Annotated in this window: 24 protein-coding genes; 12 read left to right on the forward strand and 12 right to left on the reverse strand. The window is 43.4% G+C overall.

The window, feature by feature from the left end; genetic code table 11:
- Positions 1-157: 157 nt before the first annotated feature.
- From murC to lpxC, 5 genes are read left to right on the forward strand one after another with little or no spacing between them, the layout of a single operon-like run.
- Positions 158-1,549 carry a UDP-N-acetylmuramate--L-alanine ligase gene (gene murC / locus VIM91_RS01770; protein WP_331863102.1) on the forward strand — a complete coding sequence of 464 codons (1,392 nt, stop codon included), beginning with the start codon at positions 158-160 and terminating at the stop codon, positions 1,547-1,549.
- Positions 1,546-2,454 (forward strand): D-alanine--D-alanine ligase, encoded by a 909-nt coding sequence (locus tag VIM91_RS01775; RefSeq protein WP_331863103.1) that lies wholly within the window; start codon positions 1,546-1,548, stop codon positions 2,452-2,454. Before murC ends, VIM91_RS01775 begins: the two co-directional genes overlap by 4 nt.
- A 10-nt stretch (positions 2,455-2,464) precedes the next feature.
- On the forward strand, positions 2,465-3,169 hold the full coding sequence (locus tag VIM91_RS01780) for a cell division protein FtsQ/DivIB (protein WP_331863104.1): 705 nt from the start codon (positions 2,465-2,467) through the stop codon (positions 3,167-3,169).
- A gap of 21 nt (positions 3,170-3,190) precedes the next feature.
- Entirely contained in the window at positions 3,191-4,438 is a 1,248-nt protein-coding gene (gene ftsA / locus VIM91_RS01785) for a cell division protein FtsA (protein ID WP_331863105.1), read from the forward strand.
- 45 nt (positions 4,439-4,483) lie between these two features.
- A complete protein-coding gene (gene lpxC, locus VIM91_RS01790; RefSeq protein ID WP_331863106.1) occupies positions 4,484-5,395 on the forward strand; it encodes a UDP-3-O-acyl-N-acetylglucosamine deacetylase in 912 nt (303 codons plus the stop codon).
- A gap of 25 nt (positions 5,396-5,420) precedes the next feature.
- Here the strand turns inward: lpxC and VIM91_RS01795 are convergent, their stop codons facing one another.
- On the reverse strand, positions 5,421-5,852 hold the full coding sequence (locus tag VIM91_RS01795; protein WP_331863107.1) for a DciA family protein: 432 nt from the start codon (positions 5,850-5,852) through the stop codon (positions 5,421-5,423).
- 159 nt (positions 5,853-6,011) lie between these two features.
- Between VIM91_RS01795 and secA the strand changes: the two genes are divergently transcribed.
- The 3 genes from secA to VIM91_RS01810 all read left to right on the forward strand — a co-directional run bounded on the left by secA (position 6,012) and on the right by VIM91_RS01810 (position 11,004).
- Positions 6,012-8,723, forward strand: a complete 2,712-nt coding sequence (gene secA, locus VIM91_RS01800) for a preprotein translocase subunit SecA (protein WP_331863108.1) — start codon at positions 6,012-6,014, stop codon at positions 8,721-8,723.
- 107 nt (positions 8,724-8,830) lie between these two features.
- The gene (gene argJ / locus VIM91_RS01805) at positions 8,831-10,054 is read left to right on the forward strand and encodes a bifunctional glutamate N-acetyltransferase/amino-acid acetyltransferase ArgJ (protein ID WP_331863146.1); all 1,224 of its coding nucleotides are present in this window, start codon (positions 8,831-8,833) and stop codon (positions 10,052-10,054) included.
- The gene (locus VIM91_RS01810; protein ID WP_331863109.1) at positions 10,054-11,004 is read left to right on the forward strand and encodes a Nudix family hydrolase; all 951 of its coding nucleotides are present in this window, start codon (positions 10,054-10,056) and stop codon (positions 11,002-11,004) included. Before argJ ends, VIM91_RS01810 begins: the two co-directional genes overlap by 1 nt.
- Here VIM91_RS01810 and coaE read toward each other — a convergent pair.
- The 4 genes from coaE to VIM91_RS01830 form a co-directional block, all read right to left on the reverse strand.
- Positions 10,978-11,595, reverse strand: a complete 618-nt coding sequence (gene coaE / locus VIM91_RS01815; protein ID WP_331863110.1) for a dephospho-CoA kinase — start codon at positions 11,593-11,595, stop codon at positions 10,978-10,980. The genes VIM91_RS01810 and coaE overlap by 27 nt on opposite strands.
- The gene (locus VIM91_RS01820; RefSeq protein ID WP_331863111.1) at positions 11,592-13,823 is read right to left on the reverse strand and encodes a bifunctional diguanylate cyclase/phosphodiesterase; all 2,232 of its coding nucleotides are present in this window, start codon (positions 13,821-13,823) and stop codon (positions 11,592-11,594) included. Before VIM91_RS01820 ends, coaE begins: the two co-directional genes overlap by 4 nt.
- Complete coding sequence (locus tag VIM91_RS01825) at positions 13,820-14,689, reverse strand: alpha/beta hydrolase (RefSeq protein ID WP_331863112.1); 870 nt, start codon at positions 14,687-14,689, stop codon at positions 13,820-13,822. The genes VIM91_RS01820 and VIM91_RS01825 overlap by 4 nt, the downstream gene beginning before the upstream one ends.
- A gap of 61 nt (positions 14,690-14,750) precedes the next feature.
- Positions 14,751-15,038 (reverse strand): peptidylprolyl isomerase, encoded by a 288-nt coding sequence (locus tag VIM91_RS01830; RefSeq protein WP_331863113.1) that lies wholly within the window; start codon positions 15,036-15,038, stop codon positions 14,751-14,753.
- Between the two features lie 55 nt (positions 15,039-15,093).
- Between VIM91_RS01830 and VIM91_RS01835 the strand changes: the two genes are divergently transcribed.
- Complete coding sequence (locus tag VIM91_RS01835; protein WP_331863114.1) at positions 15,094-16,899, forward strand: N-acetylglutaminylglutamine amidotransferase; 1,806 nt, start codon at positions 15,094-15,096, stop codon at positions 16,897-16,899.
- A 47-nt stretch (positions 16,900-16,946) separates the two neighbouring features.
- Entirely contained in the window at positions 16,947-17,294 is a 348-nt protein-coding gene (gene grxD, locus VIM91_RS01840; protein ID WP_331863115.1) for a Grx4 family monothiol glutaredoxin, read from the forward strand.
- A gap of 59 nt (positions 17,295-17,353) precedes the next feature.
- Here grxD and rnt read toward each other — a convergent pair whose 3' ends face one another.
- Positions 17,354-17,998 carry a ribonuclease T gene (gene rnt / locus VIM91_RS01845; protein ID WP_331863116.1) on the reverse strand — a complete coding sequence of 215 codons (645 nt, stop codon included), beginning with the start codon at positions 17,996-17,998 and terminating at the stop codon, positions 17,354-17,356.
- The gene (gene argA, locus VIM91_RS01850) at positions 17,991-19,280 is read right to left on the reverse strand and encodes an amino-acid N-acetyltransferase (protein ID WP_331863117.1); all 1,290 of its coding nucleotides are present in this window, start codon (positions 19,278-19,280) and stop codon (positions 17,991-17,993) included. Before argA ends, rnt begins: the two co-directional genes overlap by 8 nt.
- Before the next feature lie 129 nt (positions 19,281-19,409).
- Between argA and ilvD the strand changes: the two genes are divergently transcribed.
- Together ilvD and VIM91_RS01860 are read left to right on the forward strand one after the other, a co-directional pair.
- Positions 19,410-21,272, forward strand: a complete 1,863-nt coding sequence (ilvD, locus tag VIM91_RS01855) for a dihydroxy-acid dehydratase (protein WP_331863118.1) — start codon at positions 19,410-19,412, stop codon at positions 21,270-21,272.
- Positions 21,273-21,284: 12 nt separating this feature from the next.
- Entirely contained in the window at positions 21,285-21,680 is a 396-nt protein-coding gene (locus tag VIM91_RS01860) for a TerB family tellurite resistance protein (protein ID WP_331863119.1), read from the forward strand.
- Positions 21,681-21,776: 96 nt separating this feature from the next.
- Here the strand turns inward: VIM91_RS01860 and soxA are convergent, their stop codons facing one another.
- The 5 genes from soxA to VIM91_RS01885 all read right to left on the reverse strand — a co-directional run bounded on the left by soxA (position 21,777) and on the right by VIM91_RS01885 (position 25,540).
- Positions 21,777-22,604 carry a sulfur oxidation c-type cytochrome SoxA gene (soxA, locus tag VIM91_RS01865; protein ID WP_331863120.1) on the reverse strand — a complete coding sequence of 276 codons (828 nt, stop codon included), beginning with the start codon at positions 22,602-22,604 and terminating at the stop codon, positions 21,777-21,779.
- Positions 22,605-22,695: 91 nt separating this feature from the next.
- Positions 22,696-23,007, reverse strand: coding sequence for a thiosulfate oxidation carrier complex protein SoxZ (gene soxZ, locus VIM91_RS01870; protein ID WP_331863121.1), 312 nt, complete (start codon positions 23,005-23,007; stop codon positions 22,696-22,698).
- A gap of 59 nt (positions 23,008-23,066) precedes the next feature.
- Positions 23,067-23,534 carry a thiosulfate oxidation carrier protein SoxY gene (soxY, locus tag VIM91_RS01875; RefSeq protein ID WP_331863122.1) on the reverse strand — a complete coding sequence of 156 codons (468 nt, stop codon included), beginning with the start codon at positions 23,532-23,534 and terminating at the stop codon, positions 23,067-23,069.
- 37 nt (positions 23,535-23,571) lie between these two features.
- Positions 23,572-23,958, reverse strand: a complete 387-nt coding sequence (soxX, locus tag VIM91_RS01880) for a sulfur oxidation c-type cytochrome SoxX (RefSeq protein ID WP_331863123.1) — start codon at positions 23,956-23,958, stop codon at positions 23,572-23,574.
- Positions 23,959-24,145: 187 nt separating this feature from the next.
- Positions 24,146-25,540, reverse strand: a complete 1,395-nt coding sequence (locus VIM91_RS01885; RefSeq protein WP_331863124.1) for a M48 family metalloprotease — start codon at positions 25,538-25,540, stop codon at positions 24,146-24,148.
- Positions 25,541-25,566 lie beyond the last annotated feature (26 nt).

The following is a 25,566-nucleotide window of genomic DNA, read 5'->3' on the forward strand; positions in this document are numbered from 1 at the left end:
AGAAATCTTAAAAAAACGCACTCTCAAAAAGAATTATTCGATTAGTTGAGGCCATTTTTGCTATCATACGCAAAGTTTTGGTGTTCCAGAATTGGGTGTTAATTGAGTATGACTCGGCTCAAATTAGATTGGAACTCTTTGAATTTGTAGGGCTTTAATGAAAGAACAAGTAAAACAAATCCATTTTGTTGGCATTGGTGGTGTCGGTATGGCCGGGATTGCCGAAGTTTGTCTAAATCTCGATTTTCAAGTATCAGGCTCCGATGTTAAACGCAATCAGACGGTTTCACGTTTAGAAGCTTTGGGTGCAAATGTGCAGATTGGCCACGACCCCGTTTTAATGAAAACCGCGGATGTATTAGTGGTGTCGAGCGCGATTCGCTCCGATAATCCAGAGGTGTTGTGGGCAAAGTCACAGCGTATCCCCGTGATTCCTCGTGCAGAAATGTTGGCAGAGTTGATGCGTATGCGCTTTGGTATTGCGATCGCTGGTACGCACGGCAAAACGACCACAACCAGCTTAACTGCAGCGATTTTAACGCATGGTGGTTTAGACCCAACGTTTGTGATCGGTGGCAAATTAAATCAAGTTGGCACCAACGCTCGCTTAGGTTCTGGGCGTTATTTAGTCGCCGAAGCCGACGAATCGGATGCTTCGTTTTTACATCTTACCCCTATGATGTCGGTCATCACCAATATCGACATGGATCATATGGAAACCTACCAGGGCGACTTTTCTCGTTTAATCAGTACCTATAATGAGTTTATAAATCGTTTGCCGTTTTATGGCTTGGCTGTGTTGTGCTTAGATGATGCGAATATTAAAAAATTGTTGCCAGATGTGCTGCGCAAAACCCGTACTTACGGGTTTGATGAAGAAGCCGATGTGCGTGCTGTTAATGTAGAAGCACAGGGTCTGAAAAGTCAGTTTGGTGTGCGTTTAAAAGATGGTTCGGAATTTAACGTGACCTTGAATATTCCTGGTCGACACAATGTTCAAAATGCTTTAGCGGCGATTGCTGTTGCGTTGGAGCTCGGCGTCAAGCCATGTGCCATCAATGAAGCCTTAATGGCCTTTGCTGGCGTTGGTCGTCGATTTGAAGTATATCCGAATCGTCAAATTGGCGGGCATCGTGTCACCTTGGTCGATGATTATGGTCATCACCCCACTGAATTAAATGCAACACTGACAACTGCGCGTGCCGCGTTTCCAGAACAGCGCTTAGTCTTAGTATTTCAGCCACATCGATACAGTCGTACACGTGATTTATTTGAAGATTTTGTGCATGCTTTAATGCAGGCCGATCTGGTTGTTTTAAGTCAGGTATACGCCGCCGGCGAAACACCTCTAACGGCTTTTGATTCTAAGGCTTTAATTCAAGCGATGCGTCTGCGTGGTGCCCAAAACTTGGTGTTAGTGGATGGCTTTGATGAATTAGAAAGTCTCGCGCCAGAACTATTACAGCCAAACGATGTGGTTTTAATGATGGGTGCTGGTGATATTGGTGCCTGGGCGAAACAATGGCACGAACAGGTAGGTGAGTCATGAGCGTTTTTGGCCGGGTAGCGGTATTAATGGGAGGCGTGGCCGCTGAACGAGAAGTCTCTTTACGGAGTGGCCAAGCCATTACTCAAGCACTACAGCGTGCAGGGGTCGATGCGCATGGCTTGGATGTGACACGACTTGAACAGCTTGTCGAAATAAGTCAGAGTTATGATCGCGCTTTTATTGCTTTGCATGGTCGTTGGGGAGAAGACGGTCAAGTTCAAGCGATTTTACAGTCTTTAGCCATGCCATTCACCGGAAGTCAAATGGCGGCTTCGGCTTTGGCGATGGATAAGTTGCGAACAAAATGGCTTTGGCGTGGAGCAGGTTTGTCTACGCCTGACTTTGTGCAAGTTAGTCAGTTCCAGCCATTGGATTTAGAAAACTTTAATTTGTCCTTTCCTTTAATCGTGAAGCCGAGCCATGAAGGTTCAAGCATTGGCATGCGCAAGGTTTATAATCCTGAAGAATTGCAGCAAGCAGTTGAATTTGCACAGCAGTATGATAACGAAGTATTAATCGAACAATGGATCACCGGTCGGGAATTTACGGTGGGTGTTCTAAATGGCCGGGTTTTGCCAACCATCGAACTCAAAACCACGCACGACTTTTATGATTATTCGGCGAAGTACCAGTCAAACGATACACAATATCTTTGCCCTTGTGAATTGAGCCAGTCACTGCAAGAACAAATTGACCAGCTTGTGCTAAGAGGTTTTGATGTGGTTGGTGCAAAAGGCTGGGGACGCATGGATTTATTGGTGGATGATAACCACCAGGCCTGGTTAATTGAGTTAAATACTGTGCCGGGTATGACCGATCATAGTTTGGTACCTAAAGCGGCCAAAGTGATGGGGTTGAGTTTTGAAGAGCTGGTGGTTGAGATTTTGAAAACATCATTAAACTGAGGGTTAGGCGTTGCGAAAACTCAAGTGGGGTTTAGGTGTTGCATCGATTTTTCTAGCGTTAAGCGCATTGCTGTTTTCGCTGTTCTCTTCGTCCCGCGGGGTAGATTATTTATCCTATAGCATTGTCGATTCACTACAGCATGTTAGTTTCGATGATGTGGACGAAGCCCTTGTTCCTTACCTGTCGCAATCTTTTTGGGAAGTTGATTTAAGTGAACTCAAGCGTTCGCTCGAACAAGTTAACTGGATCGAAAGTGCTACCATAAAACGAAGTTGGCCTGGTTATCTAGAGATTAGTATTGAAGAGCATGATCCGATTGCACGTTGGGGCGAACAAGATTTAATCAGTCAAGGTGGCGAAATTTTTAGGCCAACTTCACAGCAAGGGTTTGAACACCTAATTCATCTGCGGGGCGATCGTTTACAAGCTCCAGCTTTGTTGGAAGTGTTGGAGACATTTCAGAAAAGTTTGGGCGCTTTAAATTGGCAAATTGTTAGCTTATCCCAACAAGTGGATGGCGTGTTTCGGCTTAGGTTAGATAGCGGGCAGGAATTAATTGTCGATGCGGCCAATTGGACCACCAAGTTACCGCGTTTTGTAAAGGCTTACCCTATGCTTTCGAAAAAACTGGTAGAATCTGCACAAAGCTTTGATTTGAGATACAGCAACGGCGTGGCGATCAGGGTAGCCTCATCTTCGTCACAAGTGCTTTAAAGTAGAGAAGACTGGAAGACTATGGCGCGTAAAAAACTGGCTTCAAATATTATTGTTGGGTTGGATATTGGTACCTCGAAAATCGCAGCGATTGTTGGCAAAGTAAAAGCCGATGGTGGTATTGAGATTTTGGGGATGGGAACTCACCCTTCTAAAGGACTTAAGAAAGGGGTCGTCGTTAATATTGACTCAACGGTTGAGTCTATTCAACGCGCGATTGATGAAGCCGAACGTATGTCTGGTTACCAAGCTCAAACCGTTTATGTCGGGATTGCAGGCAGTCACATAAAAAGTTTTAACTCAAACGGCATGGTGGCGGTTCGTAACCAAGAAGTAACGGAAGAAGATATTCAACGTGTTATTGATGCGGCACGCACTCAGGCAATACCTGGCGACCAGAAAGTGCTGCATATTTTGCCGCAAGAATACATTATTGATAACCAGGACGGTATTCGTGAGCCGGTTGGTATGTCAGGTGTGCGCTTAGAAGCAAAGGTACACATGGTAACGGGTTCGGTCAGTTCCGCGCAAAATATCACAAAATGTGTACAGCGTTGTGGTTTAAAAGTTGAAGATATTATTCTAGAACAGTTGGCTTCTAGCGAAGCGGTTCTGTCAGAAGATGAAAAAGAACTGGGTGTATGTTTGGTCGATATCGGTGGGGGTACAACCGATATCGCCGTATTCTATCAGGGAGCGATCCGACATTCATCGGTCATTGCGGTGGCTGGTGACCAAGTGACCAACGATATTGCCGTCGCTTTACGCACACCTACGCCGGCAGCCGAAGAAATTAAGCGTAAATATGCTTGTGCCTTGCCACAATTAATTGCCAAAGATGAAGAAATTGAAGTGCCAAGTGTAGGTGATAGACCCGCTCGTTGTTTGTCTCGTCGTACCTTGGTTGAGGTGGTTGAACCGCGTTATGAAGAGCTGTTTCAGTTGGTTCAAGCTGAGTTGCGTCGTTCTGGTTTTGAAGAAATGATTGCAGCGGGTGTGGTTTTAACTGGTGGAAGTTCCTTGGTTGAGGGTGCCGTTGAGCTCGCTGAAGAAGTATTTAATATGCCGGTGCGTTTAGGCCTGCCACATGGTATTAGCGGCTTAACAGAAGAAGTTAACAGTCCAAGTTATGCTACGACGGTTGGCTTATTAATGTATGCACGAGATCATTTGCCGGTGAATGCAGATTCGAATGCCAGTGGATACAATTTTAACGATGAAAAAGCCTTGCTAACGCGTATGAAAAACTGGTTTTCAAACAGTTTCTAAACGTGGTTTGTGGCTAAAAAGAATTTAATAAGATAGAGAAAAAGCGTGAAGCAAAGAACGATTGCTAATCCAATTAAGGCCAAGGGCGTGGGTTTACATACCGGTCATGAAGCCATTATGACCCTAAGACCCGCACCTGTTAATACTGGTATTGTGTTTCGCCGTATAGATTTAGACCCGGTTGTCGAATTTAAAGTGTCTCCTGATATTGTGGGTGAAACGATGTTGTGCACAACGATTTTAAGTCAAGGTGCAAAAATTGCGACGATTGAACATCTGATGTCGGCCTTGGCGGGTGTCGGGATGGATAATCTATATATCGATTTAAATGCGGATGAAGTGCCAATTATGGACGGCAGTGCCTCGCATTTTATTTTTTTATTACAGTCGGCAGGGATTGATTTTCAAGATGCTGATAAACGCTATATTCGTATTAAAAAGCCAGTTCGTGTAGAAAACGAACTAGGGGGTTGGGCTGAGTTTAAACCTTATGAAGGCTATCGTCTAAATTTCTCAATTCGTTTTGATCACCCAGCCTTTAAGCAAACAGCCGAAAACATGACTTTAGACTTTTCTTCGACTTCTTATTTTAAAGAGGTCAGCCGTGCACGAACTTTCGGCTTCATGAGCGATATGGAAATGTTACGTTCGCGCCAATTGGCTTTAGGTGCGAGCCTAGAGAATGCGATTGGCCTAGATGATACCGGTGTCATGAATAAGGAAGGTCTGCGCAATAAAGATGAATTTGTGCGACATAAAATTTTAGACGCGGTAGGCGACTTATTTATGGCCGGTTACGCCATTATTGGTGAATTTACGGCTCACAAGTCCGGGCATGCATTAAACAATCAATTGTTGCGCGAGCTATTTAGCCAGTCAGATGCGTTTGAGGTTGTCTCTCTGGGCGATTCTGATCCACTTCCAATTGATTTTAGCAGTAGTAAAGTTCTTCTTTAAACGCAGCTTATTTGGAATTGTGAGGTTAATCCCTATCCTTGTTTGATTGGGCGCGCTGACTGAGCTTGGTTAGTGCGTCAGCTAGTTTAGGGGGGAGGGTTTTACTGAGCGTTTTCATTTGTTCTGCAGCTTTTTCATCCGGTCTATTTGGGCTTCTTTTTATACCGGCGGGTGTGTCTAAATCAACCATGACTTTAAAGTAAACCTGATTGAGTTTTAAGTGAGGCAAATTCTGATCGTAATGATGCAGTAGGGTTTGCTCAAAAAATCGCAATTTACTCGCCCAATTTGCCCCGTCCGTTAAACAAATTAACGTCTGCTGTTCAATACTGACCCCTGTCAAGTGTATGGCTAGGTTTTCAGGTAAGGCCGACCGGCCTAATTCCAACAAAGCTTGATAAAGCTCAGCTTGCTGAAAGAGTTTAGTTAAACTGGATTCTTGAAGTAGGTGTTTCATGCTGTTTAATAAGCCTGCGATGGTTTTGAGCTATGGTAGAATAAATCCCATTTTAAATGATCATGGTGCTTAACGGCGAAACTTCAGCTAACAAATTTAAGATGTAGTTGATTTGATGTTGGTGTAGCTCTGGTAATAAAGTTCAGGTAATTAACCATTATGTTCGTAGATATTTTCAAAAAGATTTTCGGTAGTCGCAATGAGCGTTTGTTAAAGCAATACCAGAAACGAGTGGCTCAAATTAATGCTTATGAAGCAGAATTGGAAGCCTTGTCAGATGAGGCATTGCAGGCAAAAACGTCCGCTTTTAAACAAGCGTTGGCTGAAGGAAAAACACTGGATGATATTTTGCCCGAAGCTTTTGCTGTCGTTAGAGAAGCGGGTAAGCGTGTTTTTGGTATGCGTCATTATGATGTTCAAATGATAGGTGGCATGGCGTTGCATGACGGTCGGATTGCTGAAATGCGTACGGGTGAAGGTAAAACTTTAGTCGCAACCTTGGCCGCCTATTTGAACGGACTAAGTGGTTCGGGTGTGCATGTCATCACGGTTAACGATTACTTAGCAAAACGTGATGCCGAATGGATGGGGCAGTTATTTGAGTTTCTAGGCTTAAGTACTGGTGTGATTGTCAGCGGTCAAAGTCATCAAGAAAAGCAACAAGCTTATTCGATGGATATTACTTACGGCACCAACAACGAATTTGGTTTTGATTATTTGCGCGATAACATGGCGATCTACAAAGAAGAAAAAGTCATGCGCGGCCAATCGTTCGCTATCATTGATGAGGTCGATTCAATTTTAATTGATGAAGCACGTACCCCACTTATTATTTCTGGGCCCACAGATAATAAGGCTGAAATTTATCACAAAATCAACCCACTGATTGCGCATTTAGAGCTGGGTGAAGAAGACCCGGTCGAAAAAACCACAACGGGTGACTATACGATTGATGAAAAAGCTCGTCAGGTGTTTTTGACTGAGGATGGTCATGAAAAAATTGAAGACATGTTGGTGGAAACTGGCCTTTTACAAGAAGGTGACAGTTTATACGACTCCACAAATATTGGTTTAATGATCCATGTTAATGCCGCACTAAGAGCGAATGTTTTATTTGAGCGCAATCGTGACTATATCGTTGAAAATGGTGAGGTCATCATTATTGATGAACATACCGGTCGTAAAATGATTGGTCGCCGTTGGGGTGAAGGCTTGCATCAGGCGGTTGAAGCAAAAGAAAAAGTAGATATCCAACACGAAAGCCAAACATTTGCTTCGATCACTTTCCAAAACTATTTCCGCCAATACACTAAGTTATCTGGTATGACCGGTACAGCCGATACGGAAGCGGGCGAGTTTTTGTCAACCTATAAGCTCGAAGTGGTTGTAATTCCGCCTAATAAAGTACCCGCTCGTCAGGATTTAACCGATTTGGTCTTCCTCGATATGGTGGGGAAATTTAATGCATTAGTTGATGATGTCAAACAAACCCACGCAACGGGTCAGCCGATTTTGGTGGGTACGGCCTCAATTGAATCATCAGAAATGTTATCGTCCTTGTTTACACGCGCGGGCATTAAGCATGAAGTGTTAAATGCAAAACAACACGAACGTGAAGCGCATATCATTGCAAATGCAGGGATGCCAAATGCGGTGACCATTGCCACTAATATGGCAGGGCGTGGTACCGATATCGTGTTGGGCGGTAACCTGGAGGCTCAGATTGAAGAACTAGGCGAAAATGCTACGCCTGAACAGATCGCCAAGGTTAAAGCTGACTGGCAAACTCGACACCAATTGGTGTTAGATTTAGGTGGTTTAAAAGTGATTGGTTCTGAGCGTCATGAGTCACGTCGAATTGATAACCAGTTACGCGGTCGTTCAGGGCGTCAGGGTGATCCAGGTGTGACACGTTTTTACTTGTCACTGGATGATGATTTGATGCGTCGTTTTGCTTCTGAACGTGTTAAAAATATGATGCGCCGTTTAGGTATGCAAGAAGGTGAAGCGATTGAGCACCCAATGGTGAGTAAATCGATTGAGCGAGCGCAAAAGCAAGTCGAACGTTTACATCAGGATGAACGTGCCAATCTGTTAAAGTTTGATGATATTGCCAACGAACAACGTAAAGTGGTTTATCAGCAACGTAATGAATTAATGGAAAGTGAAGAGGTTCGCGAAACCATTCAATTAATGCGTGAAGATGTAGTGAATGATGTCATTGACCAATACATCATGCCAGGCAGTTTGGATGAGCAATGGCGTGTTCCTGAGCTGGAAACGGCATTGCATGAAGAGTTTGGAGTAACGGTTCCGGTTCAAAACTGGCTTGATGCAGATAAGTCGTTATATGAAGAGCCATTACGCGACAAAACTGTCGAGGCGATTGCCGAGGCATATAACCAAAAAATGGCGGTCGTGGATGAAAAAACACTCGGTCATTTTGAAAAAGAAGTGTTATTGCGTAATATTGATAAACTATGGCGTGAACATCTAGCGGAAATGGACTATTTGCGTCGAGGCATTCATTTACGCGGCTTTGCGCAAAAAGATCCATTTCAAGAATACCGCCGCGAATCAGCTTTGTTGTTTCAAGTTTTCCTGAGCGAAGTGAAACGAGAAACCGTTAAGATGTTATCTTGGGTGCAGTTGCAAAGTACGGAAGATGTGGCTAAATTTGAAGCACAACAAAAAGAAGAAGCGAGTCAAAAACTGCAGGCATCACATCCAGATGCTGATCAAGCTACTACCGATAATGAAGTAAAGGATCCCAATACTTTCCGTCGTGATGTACCTAAGGTTGGTCGCAACGATCCTTGTCCTTGTGGTTCAGGTAAAAAGTACAAACAGTGTTGCGGTAAGCTCGATTAACATCGGTCAGGCTTGTAATACTAAGGTTTTAAATCTGGCCAGCTTATTTTGCTGGCCTTTTTGATTTTATAATAGCATTATTTTTTATTTCAAAGATCGAGGTGTCTATGCCAGTTGGTTTATCAAACACGTTACCCAAAATTCATCCAGTTGCTGGCGTTTATTTAGGCGCAACGGCGGCAAAAATTAAAAAGAATGGTAAAACTGACTTGGTGATTATTGAGTTAATGGAGGGCACCAAAACGGCGGCGACCTTTACAACCAATGCAGCATGTGCGGCCCCCGTTACACTGGCCAAATCGCATTTAAAGTCAAAACAACCGCGTGCCTTGTTGATTAATAGTGGCAACGCCAACGCCGCGACTGGCGAAGCAGGCCTAGAAAATGCGCGTAAAACTTGCCAATGGTTAGCTGACGAGCTGGGTTGTTCGCTAGAAGAGGTCTTGCCGTTTTCAACCGGTGTAATTGGTGAACCCTTACCCATTCAAAAAATTCAGCAGGGTTTGCCGGATGCGTTAGCAAACCGCAGTATTAATGGTTGGCCACAAGCCATGGCCGGAATTATGACAACCGACATTGTGCCGAAAATGGTGAGTCGAGTGGTCAATATTGATGGTCACGATATTACCTTTACCGGCATGGCAAAAGGCTCGGGTATGATTCATCCAAATATGGCAACTATGCTTGGTTTCGTCGTCACCGATGCAAAGATTAGTCAAGCCTTATTAGAAACCTGTTTACAGCAAGCCGTTAAGAAATCGTTTAACCGCATTACCGTGGATGGCGATACCTCGACCAATGATGCTTGTACTTTGAGTGCTACACAGCAGGTTGATATGCCGAGCATTAGCGATATCAATTCGACTGCTTATCACGCGTTTTCTCAGGCGGTTAACGAGATCATGACCGAGTTGGCTCAAATGATAGTCAGAGATGGCGAGGGTGCCACCAAGTTTATCGAGGTCGAAGTGAACGGCGGTCTATCTGAAGAAGAATGTTTGAAAGTGGCGCATGCTGTGGCGTTATCACCCTTAGTTAAAACCGCAATGTTTGCGTCAGATCCTAACTGGGGTCGCATCCTTGCAGCAGTAGGGCGTGCAGGCCTGGTGGATTTGGATATCAATCAACTACAAATCTATTTAGGTGATGTGTGTATTGTGGATAAGGGTGGACGAGCTGCCAGCTACACTGAAGATCAGGGGCAGGCTGTGATGAAACAGGCGGATATTTCAGTTCGGATTGAATTGAATCGTGGTGAGGTATCCGAAACGGTCTGGACCTGCGATTTTTCTTACGATTATGTGAAAATTAATGCGGAGTATCGTTCCTAATGCAGTCTAAGCTGATTCAGGTATCAGTCGGTTGTTTGATAAAAGATGACCAGGTTTTGATTGGACAACGTTTAGCTCGCCAATCTCACGCGGGTGAATGGGAGTTTCCTGGTGGCAAAATAGAACTGGGCGAAACGCCTGTTGATGCATTAAAGCGTGAGTTTGTCGAAGAAACTGGATTGACTACTCAAAACTGGCGTCTGCTGATTCGCTATCCTTGGGATCATGGTAAGGTTCAAGTTGAGTTGCATGTGTTTGTTACACAGGATTTTAGCGGGCATTTACAAGCGCATGAAGGTCATGAGTTCGAGTGGTGTCCAATTAATCAGTTACAAAAACGCGCGATGCTGGTTGCAAATAAGGGAATTGTACGTGCGCTGCAGTTGCCGGATCGTTGTATGATAACGGGGAATTTTGCAGACATAGATGATGCGTTGAATCGATTAAAGTCGGCTTTAGCAGAGGGTATTAAACTCGTTCAGTTACGGGCTAAAAAACTAGAGAAAGAGGTTTTTATTCAATTGGCAAAACAAGCTTTGCCAATTTGTCATGGGCATGGTGCAAAACTCTTGTTGAATGCCAAGCCTGACTGGTTGAATGAGATACCGCAAGCGGATGGTTTGCAGTTGTCTTCAAGCGCAATTATGGACCTAACCGAACGACCTATTGCCGATAGTAAGTGGCTGGGTGTGTCGGTGCACAACTCAGCCGAAATTGCCAAGGCGTTGGAGTTGCGCGCCGATTTTATTTTGCTTTCTCCTGTTAAAGAAACCGCGTCACACCCGGGTGAGGCCGCATTAGGCTGGCCAGCTTTTGCTGAGATGGTTAAGTCAATTCCGGTACCGGTGTTTGCATTAGGTGGCTTGACGGATCGAGATAGAGCGACGGCGATCAGTTACGGTGCGCAAGGCGTGGCGGCTATTTCAGCTTATTGGCCCCAGCCTATCTAAGGTTTGCTTTAACCAAATATCAGCTTGTTGGCGCAAATCGCCTAATCCGGCATTATTTTCGATGACATCATCCGCCAATGCTCGTCGCTCTAGTGGACTGGCTTGTTGTTGCATAATGGCTTTAATCTGCTCAAACGAACGTTTATCTCGTTGCTGTACGCGCTTCAATTGCTGGGTTTGATCGGCCTCAACTAATAAGACACGATTTAATTGGTATTCCGGTTGATTGAGTTGGTGTAAGACTGGAATCGCGACAAAAATCAGGGCATGTTTGCCTTTAAGTTGATCGATTTGACGTCTAACCTCTTGACGAATTAACGGGTGTAAAATTGCTTCCACTTGTTGTTTAATTTCAGGATCTTGAAAGAAAGTATCACGTAATTTAGCTCGATTGAGTTCACCATTGGCTAACAAGTAACCAGAACCTAGTTGTTTGATTAAAGCTACCAGGCCTGGTTGTTCAGGTTTAACCATGTCTTTTGCAACTTGGTCGGTATCAATGACCGGGTAACCAAGTTCGTTGAAGTAATGACATAATGCTGTTTTGCCCGAACCAATACCTCCAATGACACCAATCACTTGCGTTTTCATGCGACCAGGCCTGGTGGGTTAGGTTTAAAACTTGGCTTTCCAATAAAGTAGCCCTGAATATTAGTTGCGCCGGCTTGTGTGGCTTGCTCCAGTTGTTGTTGTGTTTCGACGCCTTCCATCACCAGTTCGTAACCAGCTTCTCTTATCATGTGTGCGGTAGATTGGATCAAACGCTGAGTTTTCAAGTCGGCGTCTAGGGCATGCGTTAAGGTCATATCAAACTTAACAATATCAACCGGCATATTGGCGAGATAGCGAATCGAAGAGTAGCCACTGCCAAAATCATCCAGTGCAATCAAGAAACCTTGACGGCGTAATTTATTCAAAACAAAACTGACGTCTTGTATATGCTCAATTAATACGCTCTCAGTGATTTCGATCACAATTTTGTGTTGGGTTAAATAGGCTAAAAAAGGCTCGAATAAGTCGATAATAAAAGGTTGTAATAAGGTTTTTGCCGAAATATTAACGGATAACCCAATGTTGGGTGGCAGTTTTTGGTTTTGGAGTTGTGATAGCAGGTAATTCAGAATCTGCTGATCCAGTTCGACTTCTAAACGGTGGTGCGCAATGATTGTAAAAATATCGGCCGGGAACACGGTTTCATCATCAAATTGCAGACGAACTAAGGCTTCGTAATATATCGCTTGGGTTTCAATATTTAAAATCGGTTGATAATGTAAGCAAATATTTTGACCAGTGTAGGCCGCGTTGAGCACTTGATTTAAACGTTTATTTGAGACTAACGATTGGTTGAGTGTGTCGTGTTCATGTTGATAAAAGTGAACCTTATTATGGGGTGAATGTTTGGCCTTATACATTGCAATATCTGCTTGTCTAGGTAGAACCTCAATATTTTCAATGGGTTGGTTTGCATTGGCATAACCAACACCGACACTGAAGCTCACCTTCTCTTTAATATCAAGCTGAACAAATGGGTAGGAAATTAAATCCGACAAAGCCTTTTGTGCAATCTTCTCAATTTCGTCGATGTTTTTGTCTATGACAATCGAAGCAAATTCATCACCACCGATGCGATAAATATGTTGTCCGGCGGGAAAGCTGCGTTGCAAGGTTTGAGCGGAAATTTTAATAAGTTGATCACCAACTTGGTGGCCATAGGTGTCATTAAGCGCCTTAAAATGATCGCAATCAAACAACATATAAGCAATGCTGATTGACTGGGATGCATATTGTTTTAACAAGGCTTGCCAAGCGTCATCAAAAGCGCGCCGGTTATAAACCTCGGTTAATGGATCGGTGCGCGAAATTTGCCATAGCTGTTGATTTTGTTGGCTCAGCTGGGCTTGGGCTTCTAATAATGCCTGATGATAGTCTGTTAATTGATTTTGAAGGTTTTGATATTCTTGTAATAAAAACGCTGACTTCTCTTGAGTGGGATCTGTTTGAGCTTGATGCCGAAGGTTTTTTACAAATTTGGTTAGCCTTTGTAAGGGATCTAAAAATATCAGCTTGATAAAACCAAACACTAACAAGGTTGTGATCAGTATGATTAAAGCAAACTTAGTAACAAACTCTTCAATCAGGCTCCAAAGGTGGTCACTGACCGGATTTGAGATGGCTCGATATTCCAACGCATCTTTGAGTTGATGCATGGCAATAAAACCACTGCGGTTAAAATGGAGATAAGCAAAATCAAGATAATAAAACTGATTGTCTTGTTGGAGGAGTTTGAAGAAATCAATCGCTATGGCAACATAACCAATTACTTGACTGGGATCTTGTCTAGAATGGACTGCACGCGACACAATTAAATAGTCCCGATTAGGCGGTTGAATTAGAAAATAACGTGTTTGAGTATTAAGTTGTTTGGGTAAAACTTCGGCAGCTTGTGCGTGGTCTTTGACGAGGTGGGAAAGTTTTATTTGATCAGCTTGGTAAAGATCAAGCTCAACATAATAAGGTTGAAAAAACTCGCTTTCCGCAAGCCTTTGATCACGCCAATAATAATAGTAACTTGGTTGATTTAACTGTTGGTGAACTTCGTCCCACTCAGTGAGTTTTTTGAGTTGTTGATCGATCATGTGAAAATTACGATCAATAGCTGAAAACAGCTCCTTTTGAGCTTCTATTTGTGCGGTCTCATGCACACTGCTTTGAATGTTTTTTCCTTGAAAATACAAACCAAAATTAGCAGTGAGGAGCAAAGTAAGTGCAAGCGTCATAAAGCCGATGAGCACATGTTTTGCAGAAATTGATGGATTCATTTGGATGTTATCTTGTTAATGATGACTTCGACTCGATCATGAAGTAGACCTTCATGTTCACCGGTAAAAAAGTGATTGGCGCCTTCAATAACACTCAGCTCTGTTTGGCTAGCATTCAGCTCTCTCAACCATTTTTCACCTACTTGAGTATATCGAGAATCGGCTGAGCCCATGACGCTGTAGCTAGGAATGTCTAATTGGTTGATGGTTTCCAGTACACGAGCTCGGGTAATGGTTAAATAAGACAAATAGCTTTCAGGTGTTGCAAGATAGTCATTTTGACAAAATAAAAAATTGAACTTACGAGGCGCATTGTTGCCCTGAGATAATAAGTCTTGGGCAATTTGGATTTCTGACTCAAGATTACCAAGCTCCTCACCGTTCAAATAAAACAGGCTCGTTAATATCAATGCCTTAATGGATTTTGGCGTATGGGGGATCATGGCTTCTAATAGGGTTTGGCTGCCGCTTGAGTGGCCGATCAAGATGATATCTTGGTGACCCTGTTGTTCAAGCCAATCAATCCAAGCATTCACTTCGGCGATATCTTGCTGCAAAGTATGAGTATGCAAGCTATTGCATTGAACTGGCTGGCTGCGAAGGGGGATCTGTAAAGATAGGGTTGGAGCTAGTGTGGTGAATCCACTTAGGCTGAAATAATCTTGTAAAGCTTGCACGGTTGGATAGTTATGGGTGGCCGAAAAACCATGCAAAATTAAAAGAGCAGGCCGGTTATGACCGTTGTCTAAATAACGTGCCTGACCCTCTACATGCGAAGTAGAGGCTTGTAATATAACCTGTTTTGCTTGCAAAGGCAGCGCGAAAAGTAACAGATTACAAAGTGTGAGCACAAGATATTTAGGCATAGTCATTAACTTTTTAATGGGTTAACTGATGTTAGCATAAATACGAAACAACCGGTCAATTTCAGGGCTGGTTTTTTTCATGAACCCAGAATAAATGCCAGCCAAACTCTGTTTCGCATGGGGCACTTACTTGTTGGATGGGGGCTTGCCAGACAGCTTGTTCAAACTTGATCGGCAATACGCCTGGTGCAAACCAGCCTAAGTCGCCGTGATGAGCTTTAGAGGGGCAGTCGGAATAACGCTCAACCGCTTGTTCAAAACTAAGGTCCTGTTCGTCAAGGCGTGCTTTTAAACGTTTGGCTTTCTTTAAGCTTGAAACCAGAATATGTGAAGCATGGATTAATGGCATTATTTTTATGAATCGGTACAATTAAAACCTTATTTTAAATCTTTAAGAGAAGTTCATGTGCGGAATATGCGGAGAGTTTTTGTGGCAGGGTGAGCCAGCTAAAGAGCAAACCCTTCAGACAATGATGGCTAAATTGGAAAAGCGTGGACCTGATAGTGGTGGGCTTTGGACACAAAACCAAGTGGGATTTGGCCATAGACGATTATCGATTATTGATTTGAGCCCGGCTGGACATCAGCCCATGCGAGATCACGAATTGAGCTTGGTATTTAATGGGTGTATTTATAACTATAAAGCCCTACGTGACGAGTTGGTTTCGTTGGGGCAAACCTTCCAAACCCATTCTGATACCGAAGTGATTTTAAAGGCTTATCGTCAATGGGGTATGGAATGCACAACTCGGTTTGAAGGCATGTTTGCCTTTGCGATATGGGATGACCATCACGAACAGTTATTGATGGCACGCGATCGTTTTGGAATCAAACCCTTGTACTATTCGGTTATCGAAGGCGGGATCCGTTTTGCTTCCAATACACAGGCTTTATTGGCTGCAGGCGACGTGGATACCGATATCGATCCAATTGGATTGCATTTTCAACTCACACTGCACGCGGTTATTCCAGCACCTCATACCATTCTGAAAGGCATAAAAAAATTGGAGCCGGGTCATTGGTTAGTAGTAAACCCGGATGGTCAAATGTTCAAAAAACGTTATTGGTCTTTGAATGCCCAGCGACCAGCTGATGCAGAAAAACCAAACGACCACCAGGCCTGGTTATCACAAACGCATGAGTTATTACAGCAGGCTGTGATGAAGCGTTTGGATGCGGCTGATGTACCGGTTGGTGTGTTATTGTCTGGCGGTTTAGATTCGAGTTTAATTGTTGCGTTGTTGGCCGAAGCGGGTGCCAAAGATTTGCATACTTTTTCAATCGGGTTTGAAGATGCACCTGAAGAGAAAGGTTCGGAGTTTGAATATTCGGATTTGGTGGTTGAGCGTTATCAAACAAAACACCATAAATATGTGGTGCCGAATACAGAGGTTTTGCCGCGCTTACCAGAGGCAATTGATGCTATGTCTGAGCCGATGGTTGGTCAAGATGCCGTCGCGTTTTATTTATTGTCTGAGCAGGTTTCAAAAGACGTGAAAGTGGTGATGTCAGGTCAAGGAGCGGATGAAGTCTTTGGCGGATATTTTTGGTATCCACTTATGGTGCAAGCAGAAGGGCATGAATTAGAGCGTTTTGCCCCACTTTATTTCGACCGATCACATTCAGAGTGGCTAGAAACGGTAGACCCACGCTTTCATGTTGCCGATGTGACTTCCCATTATATTCAAGACCGTTTAACCGAGCCGGGTGCCGATACATTTTTGGATCAGGTTTTACGTTTAGATTCGACTACGTTAATTGTCGATGATCCAGTGAAACGGGTTGATAATATGACGATGGCTTGGGGTCTGGAAGCGCGCGTCCCCTTTCTCGATCATCAACTAGTAGAGTTAGTCATGCAGGCTCCTCCAGAGTTGAAACTCGAGGATGGTGGCAAGACACTGTTAAAACGTATCTCAAGAGGCTTGGTACCGAATGAGGTCATTGATCGCCCAAAAGGCTATTTTCCTATGCCGGCACTTAAGTATGTCCGAGGTGAGTTTTATGAGTTTATGAAAGGTGTTTTAACCAGTCAAGCGGCTCAGGCACGTCAGTTGTTTAATCCTAACTATGTTCAAAAGTTATTAGATAACCCCGAAGCGCCAGAAAGTTTTACTGCGATTAAGGGGAGTAAATTATGGCATTGCGCATTGCTGGAACTTTGGTTGCAACGTAATGTTGATCCTTATACGGCTCCCAAAAAAAATTGAAACGCGTTATAATAACCGACCCATTTACTAGGAATTAGGAGTTTTTAATGGATACACAAGCCATCGAACAAGAAGTTTTAGCCAAGATTGATGAACAAGTTAAAAACAATCCGGTTGTTTTATATATGAAGGGCACACCACAAATGCCTTCTTGCGGCTTTTCAAGCCGAACAGCGGCCGCATTAGTTGAGACAGGTGAAAAATTCGCGTTTGTAAATGTATTAGCCGATCAAGCCATTTATGAATTTTTGCCTAAATATCAAGATTGGCCAACTTTTCCACAGCTCTACATCGATGGTGAGCTGCAGGGCGGGTGTGACATTACTTTAGAACTGGCTGAGTCGGGTGAACTGAAAAAGATGATGGCCGAGGCGAACGCGAAAGTTCAGGGGTAAGTTGAACTTTAACAGCCAAGTGAACCAACATGTTTTTTTAGGCTAATTGAAAAAAGTGTCTAATTTTGATCAACTGGCGGCTTCATAAGCGGCCATTGATTAACTATTTTGCAAAACAGTTGAGCGGTTTTTTCTGTGTCATAAGCCGCGCTATGAGCAAGTTTATTGTCCCAGTCAAACCCAGCCGCTTGTACGGCTTTACTGAGTACGGTTTCGCCATAAACCAAACCGGATAAAGATACCGTATCAAAGGTGCTAAATTGATGGAAAGGTGATTTAACCTTTGCTCGATCGGATGCGTGTTTAATGAAGTTTAAATCGAACATGGCGTTGTGCCCCACTAAAATCGCTCTGGTGCATCCACTCTGTTTAATTTTAGTTCTAATGGGCGCAAACAATTGTTCCAATGCGACACGCTCCGATTTTGCTTGTCTAAATGGATGATAGGGATCATCAATTCCGATGAACTTGAGTGCACTTTGATCAAGCTTTGAGCCTTCAAAAGGTAAGATGTTTTGCTGGTGTAGTTCATCCGGTATAAGTTGACCTTCACTATCCATTTTGAGTGTCATAATCGCGACTTCCAGCAGGGCGTGCTGAGCGGCTTCAAAACCTGCGGTTTCAACGTCTACGACGATGGGCAAGAAGCCACGAAAACGATCTTTTATTTGAGTAACAGGGTATTCAGGTTGATTTTCAAGCATGTTTGAGTTCTTTAATTAGCACTTTAGATTGTCTTTGATAGTTATAAAGCGATTGGCGACTTTGAGGCAGGTTTTCAAGCGAGCCGGGTTTAAAGCCATGTTCAATAAACCAGTGCTGGGTGTGAGTGGTAAGTAGGAAGAGTTGTTTTATGTCGGCGTTATGAGCACTTTTTTCTAGGTAGTTAAGTAGCTCTTCACCGAGCTCTTGACCTTGATATCTGGGGTCGATGGCTAAGCAAGCGAGTTCGGCGGTTTGGTTTTCGAAAGGGTAAAGCGCGCCACAACCTATTACCAAACCATCACGTTCAATAATGCTGAAGTTTTGAATTTCGAGCTCTAGTAACTCACGGGATCGTTTGACCAGCTTGCCTTGAGACTCCAAGGGGCTAATGAGGTCAATAATGCCACTTACGTCTTCGATGTTAGCAGGTCTTATTTGGTGGTAACGATCAGTAAAGACCAAAGTACCTATACCATCACGACTAAATAGTTCAATCAATAAGCTACCTGGATCAGACTCATTCATCAGGTGGATACGTTTTACTTTGGTTGCATATTGAGTGAGCTGCTCAATTAATTGAGCTTGCTCATCATTGTCGGCAGACCAGGTTTGGAGTTCGGTTAAACTCAATTGACGAGGTAGTGACTGCATTTGCTGAGGGTTGGTGTAAATGAGCAGTTTATCGGCCTCGAGCTTATTGGCAACGCTGCAGGCTTGTTCTAAAGTGTTTAAGTTAAATACTTCACCAGTTAGTGAATAGGCTAAAGGTGTCAGCAGAGCAATTTGCTCAGAATCCAAGATTGCACGAATAGCTTGTTTATTAATTTTACGTGTTTGGCCTGTGTGTTGAAAATCTACGCCATTAATCACGCCTTTGGGTTGGGCGATGACCCAGTTGCCAGAACATAAACTTAATGGTTGGTTGGCAAGGGTTTGCTGACGACTGAAAGCGGCTTCTAGTTGACTGCGAACCTGGCCGATAGTTTGTTGTAAGGTGGGGAGCATTTCGACAGACGTAATGCGGAATTGTTGATGATTCTGCCAGTTGATATTGGCGTTGGCTAAAGCCTGATTAATTTGTGGCGAAGCGCCCATTACCAGCACAATTTTTAAACCAAGTGCATGTAGGTGACCAATATCTTCTGAAAATTGTTGTAGGTCGCCAGACTGGACAATCAGCTCACCTGGTAAATAAATAACACAGGTCTTACCGCGATGCAGTTGGATATAGCCTGAAGACTGGCGTAGGCTGTTTAAAAAATCGGTTTCAGATTGTTTCATCGTGGTTTGGCAGTTATGAGAAAATATTGTTAATTAATTTAAAGAAGTATAGCAAACAGGCTAAAGTCGGTGGGAAAAGTTATGTTTCTCAGTATTTAGTCTTCTAAGTCGAATTTTAAAGGAGTTACTATGCCCGTTTATCGTTCCAAAACCAGTACTCATGGTCGAAATATGGCTGGCGCACGTGCCCTGTGGCGTGCAACCGGTATGCAAACCGAAGACTTTGGTAAGCCTATTATCGCGATCGCTAACTCATTTACACAATTTGTACCAGGCCATGTGCATTTAAAAGACATGGGTCAATTAGTTGCTGGTGTGATTGAAAAATCGGGTGGTGTGGCCAAAGAGTTTAATACCATTGCGGTCGATGACGGGATTGCAATGGGGCATGATGGCATGTTGTATTCTTTGCCTTCGCGCGATTTGATTGCAGACTCGGTTGAGTATATGGTGAATGCACATTGTGCCGATGCGTTAGTGTGTATTTCTAACTGTGACAAAATCACCCCTGGTATGTTGATGGCCGCGATGCGATTAAATATCCCAACTATTTTTGTATCGGGTGGACCTATGGAATCCGGCAAAACGGTTTTAGGCGGTCAGGAAATCAAACTGGACTTGGTCGACGCTATGGTGATGGCGGCTGATGATAGTTGTTCAGATCAAGATATTCATGATGTAGAAATTTCAGCTTGTCCAACCTGTGGTTCTTGCTCTGGCATGTTTACTGCCAATTCCATGAACTGTTTGGCCGAAGCTTTAGGTGTTGCGCTACCTGGTAATGGTTCAATGCTGGCAACTCATGCCGATCGTAAACATCTGTTTGAAGAAGCAGGGCGTCGCATTGTTGAGATTGCCAAAGAATATTATGAGCAGGACAATGATCGTGTGTTACCGAGATCAATTGCGACTTTTTCAGCATTTCAAAATGCCATGGCACTAGATGTTGCAATGGGTGGCTCAACCAATACGGTATTGCACCTGTTGGCGATTGCGCATGAAGCCGATGTAAAGTTTACGATGTCTGATATGGATGAAGTTTCAAGAAAAGTGCCCTGCTTATCGAAAGTCGCACCAAACTCTAAAAACTATCACATGGAAGATGTGCATCGAGCTGGCGGTATTATGCGTTTATTAGGTGAGCTAGATCGTGGTGGTCTGATTGATACCTCAACTTACACGGTTCACGCCTCTACTTTGGGAGCTGCGATTGAATTATGGGATATTAGCCGCAATCCCTCAGAGTCAGTTCAAACTTTCTATAAAGCGGCACCTGGTAATGTTCGAACTACTCAAGCCTTTAGTCAGTCAAAACGCTGGAAAACGCTCGATACGGACGATGAAAATGGCTGTATTCGCTCTGTTGAGCATGCCTATACCAAAGATGGTGGTCTGGCTGTTTTATTCGGTAATATCGCGCAACATGGTTGTGTGGTCAAAACAGCGGGTGTTGATGAAGAAATATTTAAATTTAGTGGGCCAGCACGTATTTATGAAAGCCAAGATAGTGCGGTGGCCGGCATTCTAGGTAATGAAGTTCAAGCTGGTGAAGTTGTTATTATTCGCTATGAAGGTCCAAAAGGTGGACCTGGAATGCAAGAAATGCTCTATCCGACTAGCTATTTGAAATCGAAAGGTTTAGGTAAGCAGTGCGCGTTATTAACGGATGGGCGTTTCTCTGGTGGTACATCCGGTTTATCTATCGGTCATGTGTCGCCTGAGGCTGCAGAAGGCGGTAATATTGGTTTAGTGGAATCGGGTGACATTATTGAAATTGACATTCCTAATCGCTCAATTAATGTCAAACTAAGCGACTATGAACTATCTCAAAGACGTCAGGCAATGGAAACTAAGGGGGTGGATGCTTGGAAACCGCTAGAAGCACGTCCACGTCGTGTGACTCCAGCACTTAGAGCTTATGCGGCCATGACAACGAGCGCGGCATTTGGTGCGGTTCGTGATGTTGAACAGATAGAGAAACGAAATAAATAAGCGAGGTTTTACATGTTTGTTGATCGATTAACACAAGAACAGCGTCAGGCATTGTTTGATTTGGCAGTAATGACTGCTGCCATAGATAATGACATTTCTGAAGAGGAGCTGCAGTATCTTAAAGATTACAGTGAAGCCTACTCTGTTCCATACGATTTGGATAAGTCAGGTTTAGCTGTCGTTGATTTATTAGGCGTAATGGATTCTAAACTGGCGAAGGTTATAACTCTACAAGAGCTTATTAAGATTTCATACAAAGATGGTCACTTTGGTCCAGAAGAGCAGGATAAGGTCTTTTCGATCGCTCAAAAAATGGGCTTAAATAATCCTGAGTTGATTTTGAGTATTGAGCGTTGGGTTAGACAAGGTTTTGATTGGATACATGAAGGCGAACAATTATTACATTAGCTTGTGAGTTTAAGATTGTAATAAACTAGTAATTAAGTTTGATTTAGAAATAAAAAACCCGGTTTAAACCGGGTTTTTTATTGGCTAGTTTAGAGATTATTGACGAACGCTTGGTCCGTTAATTTCTAAGCCGTTGCTCATGTAAGCGGTAAACAACTCTAGATTGTTATAATCTTCACCATGAGCAGGTGATGGCGTAGCACGCATGTTTTTCTGACAACCAGTATAGCGACCTTGTAAAGTCACTAGGCTAGCTGACTTCAAACGCCAAGCTGGGAAGTGTGAATTGTGTCCCAATAATGGTGAAAGGATGTCAGAGCGTGCTTTACGCGATGCGTTATAAACGTGACAGCTTGCACATGCTAAGCCTAATTGGCCGCGTGGCTCAACAAAGAAGCGCTCACCCGCCGCAAAAGCTTGTTTCGCTGCTTCTGAGTTCAGTTGTACGTCAATTTTCTGTCCACGAGCTTCATAAGCTAAATAGCCACTTAACTTCGCCATTTCTTTTTTAGTCTTATGGTATTCTTTCAAACCCGCATCTGCGCGGCATTTGTTAATCATCTGCTCAAGAACTTCTACTTTTTTAGTTTCTTCGTTAAAACGTGGGAAACTAGAACGAACCTTAGTCACGTCATCACCAAAACATTTTTGGTATACCGCTAAGTCTTTTTCATAAAGTTTCTTACCTTCATCTACGGCGTCTAGATAAGGTGGGAATTCTTCGTTCATTTCCCATTGAGCTTTACGGTCATCATCATAACCATAAATGCCATTAATATAGTCTTCAAATGGGCGATCAGGTGTTTTCGCTTTGAAGTATTCGATTAAATCCAAACGGCTTTGTTCTGGATCGACAGCCACTACTTGGCTGCTGAAACCTACCGCGACCCCTAGTGCTAGGGCTGATAACAATGTCTTCTTCATTTCCAATCCTCCGTCGGAGAGCTCTTTTGTGTAAATCTTATGATTTTTTTATTATAGGTTGAGTGTGTCCGAAGACACACTCGTCTAAGAATTATCTTAGATTGAAAGTTTCAGAACCTTTCTCACCAGTGTTGTCTACAACGCTGATTGTTACTTCGTCGCCAGAATTAGCAGCAACGTTAACGTGCATGTAAGGGTTAGCTGAAACGTTAGCAGACCACTGTGCGTCCACAACTTTTTTACCAGCAACAGTTACTTCAACGTTAGTGATTAACTTCATTGGGAAAGGCTTGCCAGTTGACTGGTCCATGCGCGCACCAGACTCCATTGGGTGTCTGATTAGTGATTTAATTTCAGCGACGCCGCCTTTAACTGATCCACGTGTTCTTAAATTGATAGCCATTTGTGATTCCTTCTCAAATTTTATCTAGTTAATAGTTTTTTTAGTTGAAAGGGGGTTAATTAACCGCCACAACCACCGATGGTTACACGAACTTCTTGTTGTGCTTTGTATAGTTTGCCACCAGCTTTAACGATACCAACAACTTGTTGTGTGCTACCTAGACGGATACGTGTAGAAACGAAACCTTGAGCGGCACCAGAGAACTTGTATTCACAAACCAATGGAGTTGGGTTAGCAGAAGCAACAATAACGATTGACTCAACACCTTTCATGCCAGAAGCGTCAACAGTAACAGGTGTTACCGCACCGTTCTCAGCGATTGCTGGAGCTGTTAATTTAACGTCAGCAGAATCAGCGGCGTCAGTTGTACCTAACAAAGCTTTTAGGCCATCTTCCATTTTTTTAGCTTCAAAAGCTTCTTTGTTCCAGCTAGCTAAAACAGTTGAAGGGGTTAATAAGCCCGCGCTTACAGCAACAGATGCTGCACCAGTTGCTAAAGTAGCTTTTAGGAATGATCTACGTTTCATAAGATTTAAAACTCCCAGTTAAGTTTTGGAATAAAATTTACAGACTATACATGTAATCAACGATTTTGTTGATTTCATCGTCTGAAAGAATAGCATTACGTCCGAATAATGGCATCATGCTGTAAGGTACTTGTGTTTCTTTTACGCCCCAGATTTTATCAAACAATTTCTGTCTGTCAGGGAAACGCATTTTCATAGCAACTAAAGCTGGCCCAATGTTCCCAGGAGAGGTTCCACCTTGGATCATGTGGCAAGCTAAACAATTACCTTCACTGCGTGAAAATGCAAGTTTTTTGCCTTCTTCAATGTTTTTTGCAAGGGCCGCAGCCTTTGCTGCATCGTCAGAAGCGTAAACAGGGGCTGCAAACAATGCAGCTGTAACAGTTAACGCAGCTAAAGCTTGCTTTACTTTAAAATTTACCATTATCTCCTCCTAAAGAGTCTCTTGTCGTTCCCATTTTTTTACGTTTGGGATTCTAGTACTGAGCTTTTATCGAATTTGGCTCTTGAGGTGTAAGCTTACGGAGTTCGCTTTTAAAAGCAAGTTTTTTTGGGGGGAATTGCCATAGTTTTATTTAATCACCCGATAAAGTATTTTCTATGACTCGCGCTTATTCGGCTGCTTTTTCATCTAGTCCTAAGGCCGATATGAGTTGGCTTGAGGCTTTTTTTAGTCGACTTGTGATGGTTGGGTTTTGTTTGGTGCTAAGTCGTGCTAAGTAACGAGCGCGGTCTATATCACCTATGGTGAAAAATGCGCTGGCTTCATAAAAATAGGCCTCTGCCAACTGATCGTCTTGGGCATAAAGTAAACTTAGTTCTTGGTTTACTTCAAATTGATAAAGTAGATTTTGCCGATTCATTTCTAACAGTCGAATCGCTTTTTTTGAAAGGTTAGCTTGCTGATAGGTGCGGGCTAAAATCAGCAACAAGGCTTCATCTTGTGGGTAGATGGCGTGAAGCGCTTCGAGTTGTTGCAGTTGTGTTTGAGTGTTTGATTCGGTGTAAAGGATTTGGGCCGTTTTTAATAGTCGATTATTGGGATGCTGGTAGAGAGCATCTGTAAGGCAATTAGGTTGCTGGCTTTGTGCTTGAATGGCTTGTTTGTAGCAATTGATTGTGTTTGTGTAGGGGGTTTCTTTGGTCACATAATTGGTAGGTGTTTGCCCAAGTTTTTTTAGGCGTTGCTGGATTAGGAGTAAGTTAATTTGGTCATGCAGATCTTTTGGGGTGCCAAGTTGGTGAGCCCGATTGCTGGCTTGAGCTAGGCGAGTTTCGGTTACCGGGTGTGTCATGAGAATTTCTGGAGGGCGAAACTCACTGAGCTGATATTGTTTAGCGAGTTTGCCAAAAAAGTCAGCCATGGCATATGGATTGTAGCCGCTTCGATGAAGCAAGCTGATGCCTTGGTGGTCTGCTTCATGTTCGTGAATTCTTGAGTGTCTAAGCTGCTCTTGCAGGCTTAGACCTGTGGTACCCATTATAGTGGCAATGCCTGCAGAGGGGTTTTGAGAGCCTATTAAGATCGCGGCTAGTAAGGAGGCAAAGCTGGTAATGTTGAGACTATTTTGCTGCTCAAACCGGCGTGAAAGATGTTCTTGGGTTACGTGCGCAATTTCATGGGCGATGACGGAGGCGAGCTCATCCTCTGATTCGGCGGCTAGGATTAAACCACTGTGAATGCCAATAATGCCATCAGGCCCTGCAAAAGCGTTAATGGCTGGGTCGTCTATCACATAGAAACGATAGTTGCGGCCATCGTGTGTATGGCTGGCAATACGATGACCTATGCGTCTAACATAGCTGAGGGTTTCAGGATCATTAACAAGGTTAAATTGGGTGTGTAACGCCTTAGTAAATGCGCGACCCAATGAAACTTCAGTTTGTCGATCGTAAATCACCAGGCCTGGTGATCCTAGATCGGGTAAGTTTTGAGCTTGAATTGTAATTGGGGTGAGCGCGAAACCAATCAAGCTGATAACGCTGTATAAATAAAGCTTTGACATGTTCAAGCCGGTCCTGTCTTTTGCAT

It is taken from the genome of Thiomicrospira sp. (assembly GCF_036568485.1).
Taxonomy (GTDB): domain Bacteria; phylum Pseudomonadota; class Gammaproteobacteria; order Thiomicrospirales; family Thiomicrospiraceae; genus Thiomicrospira.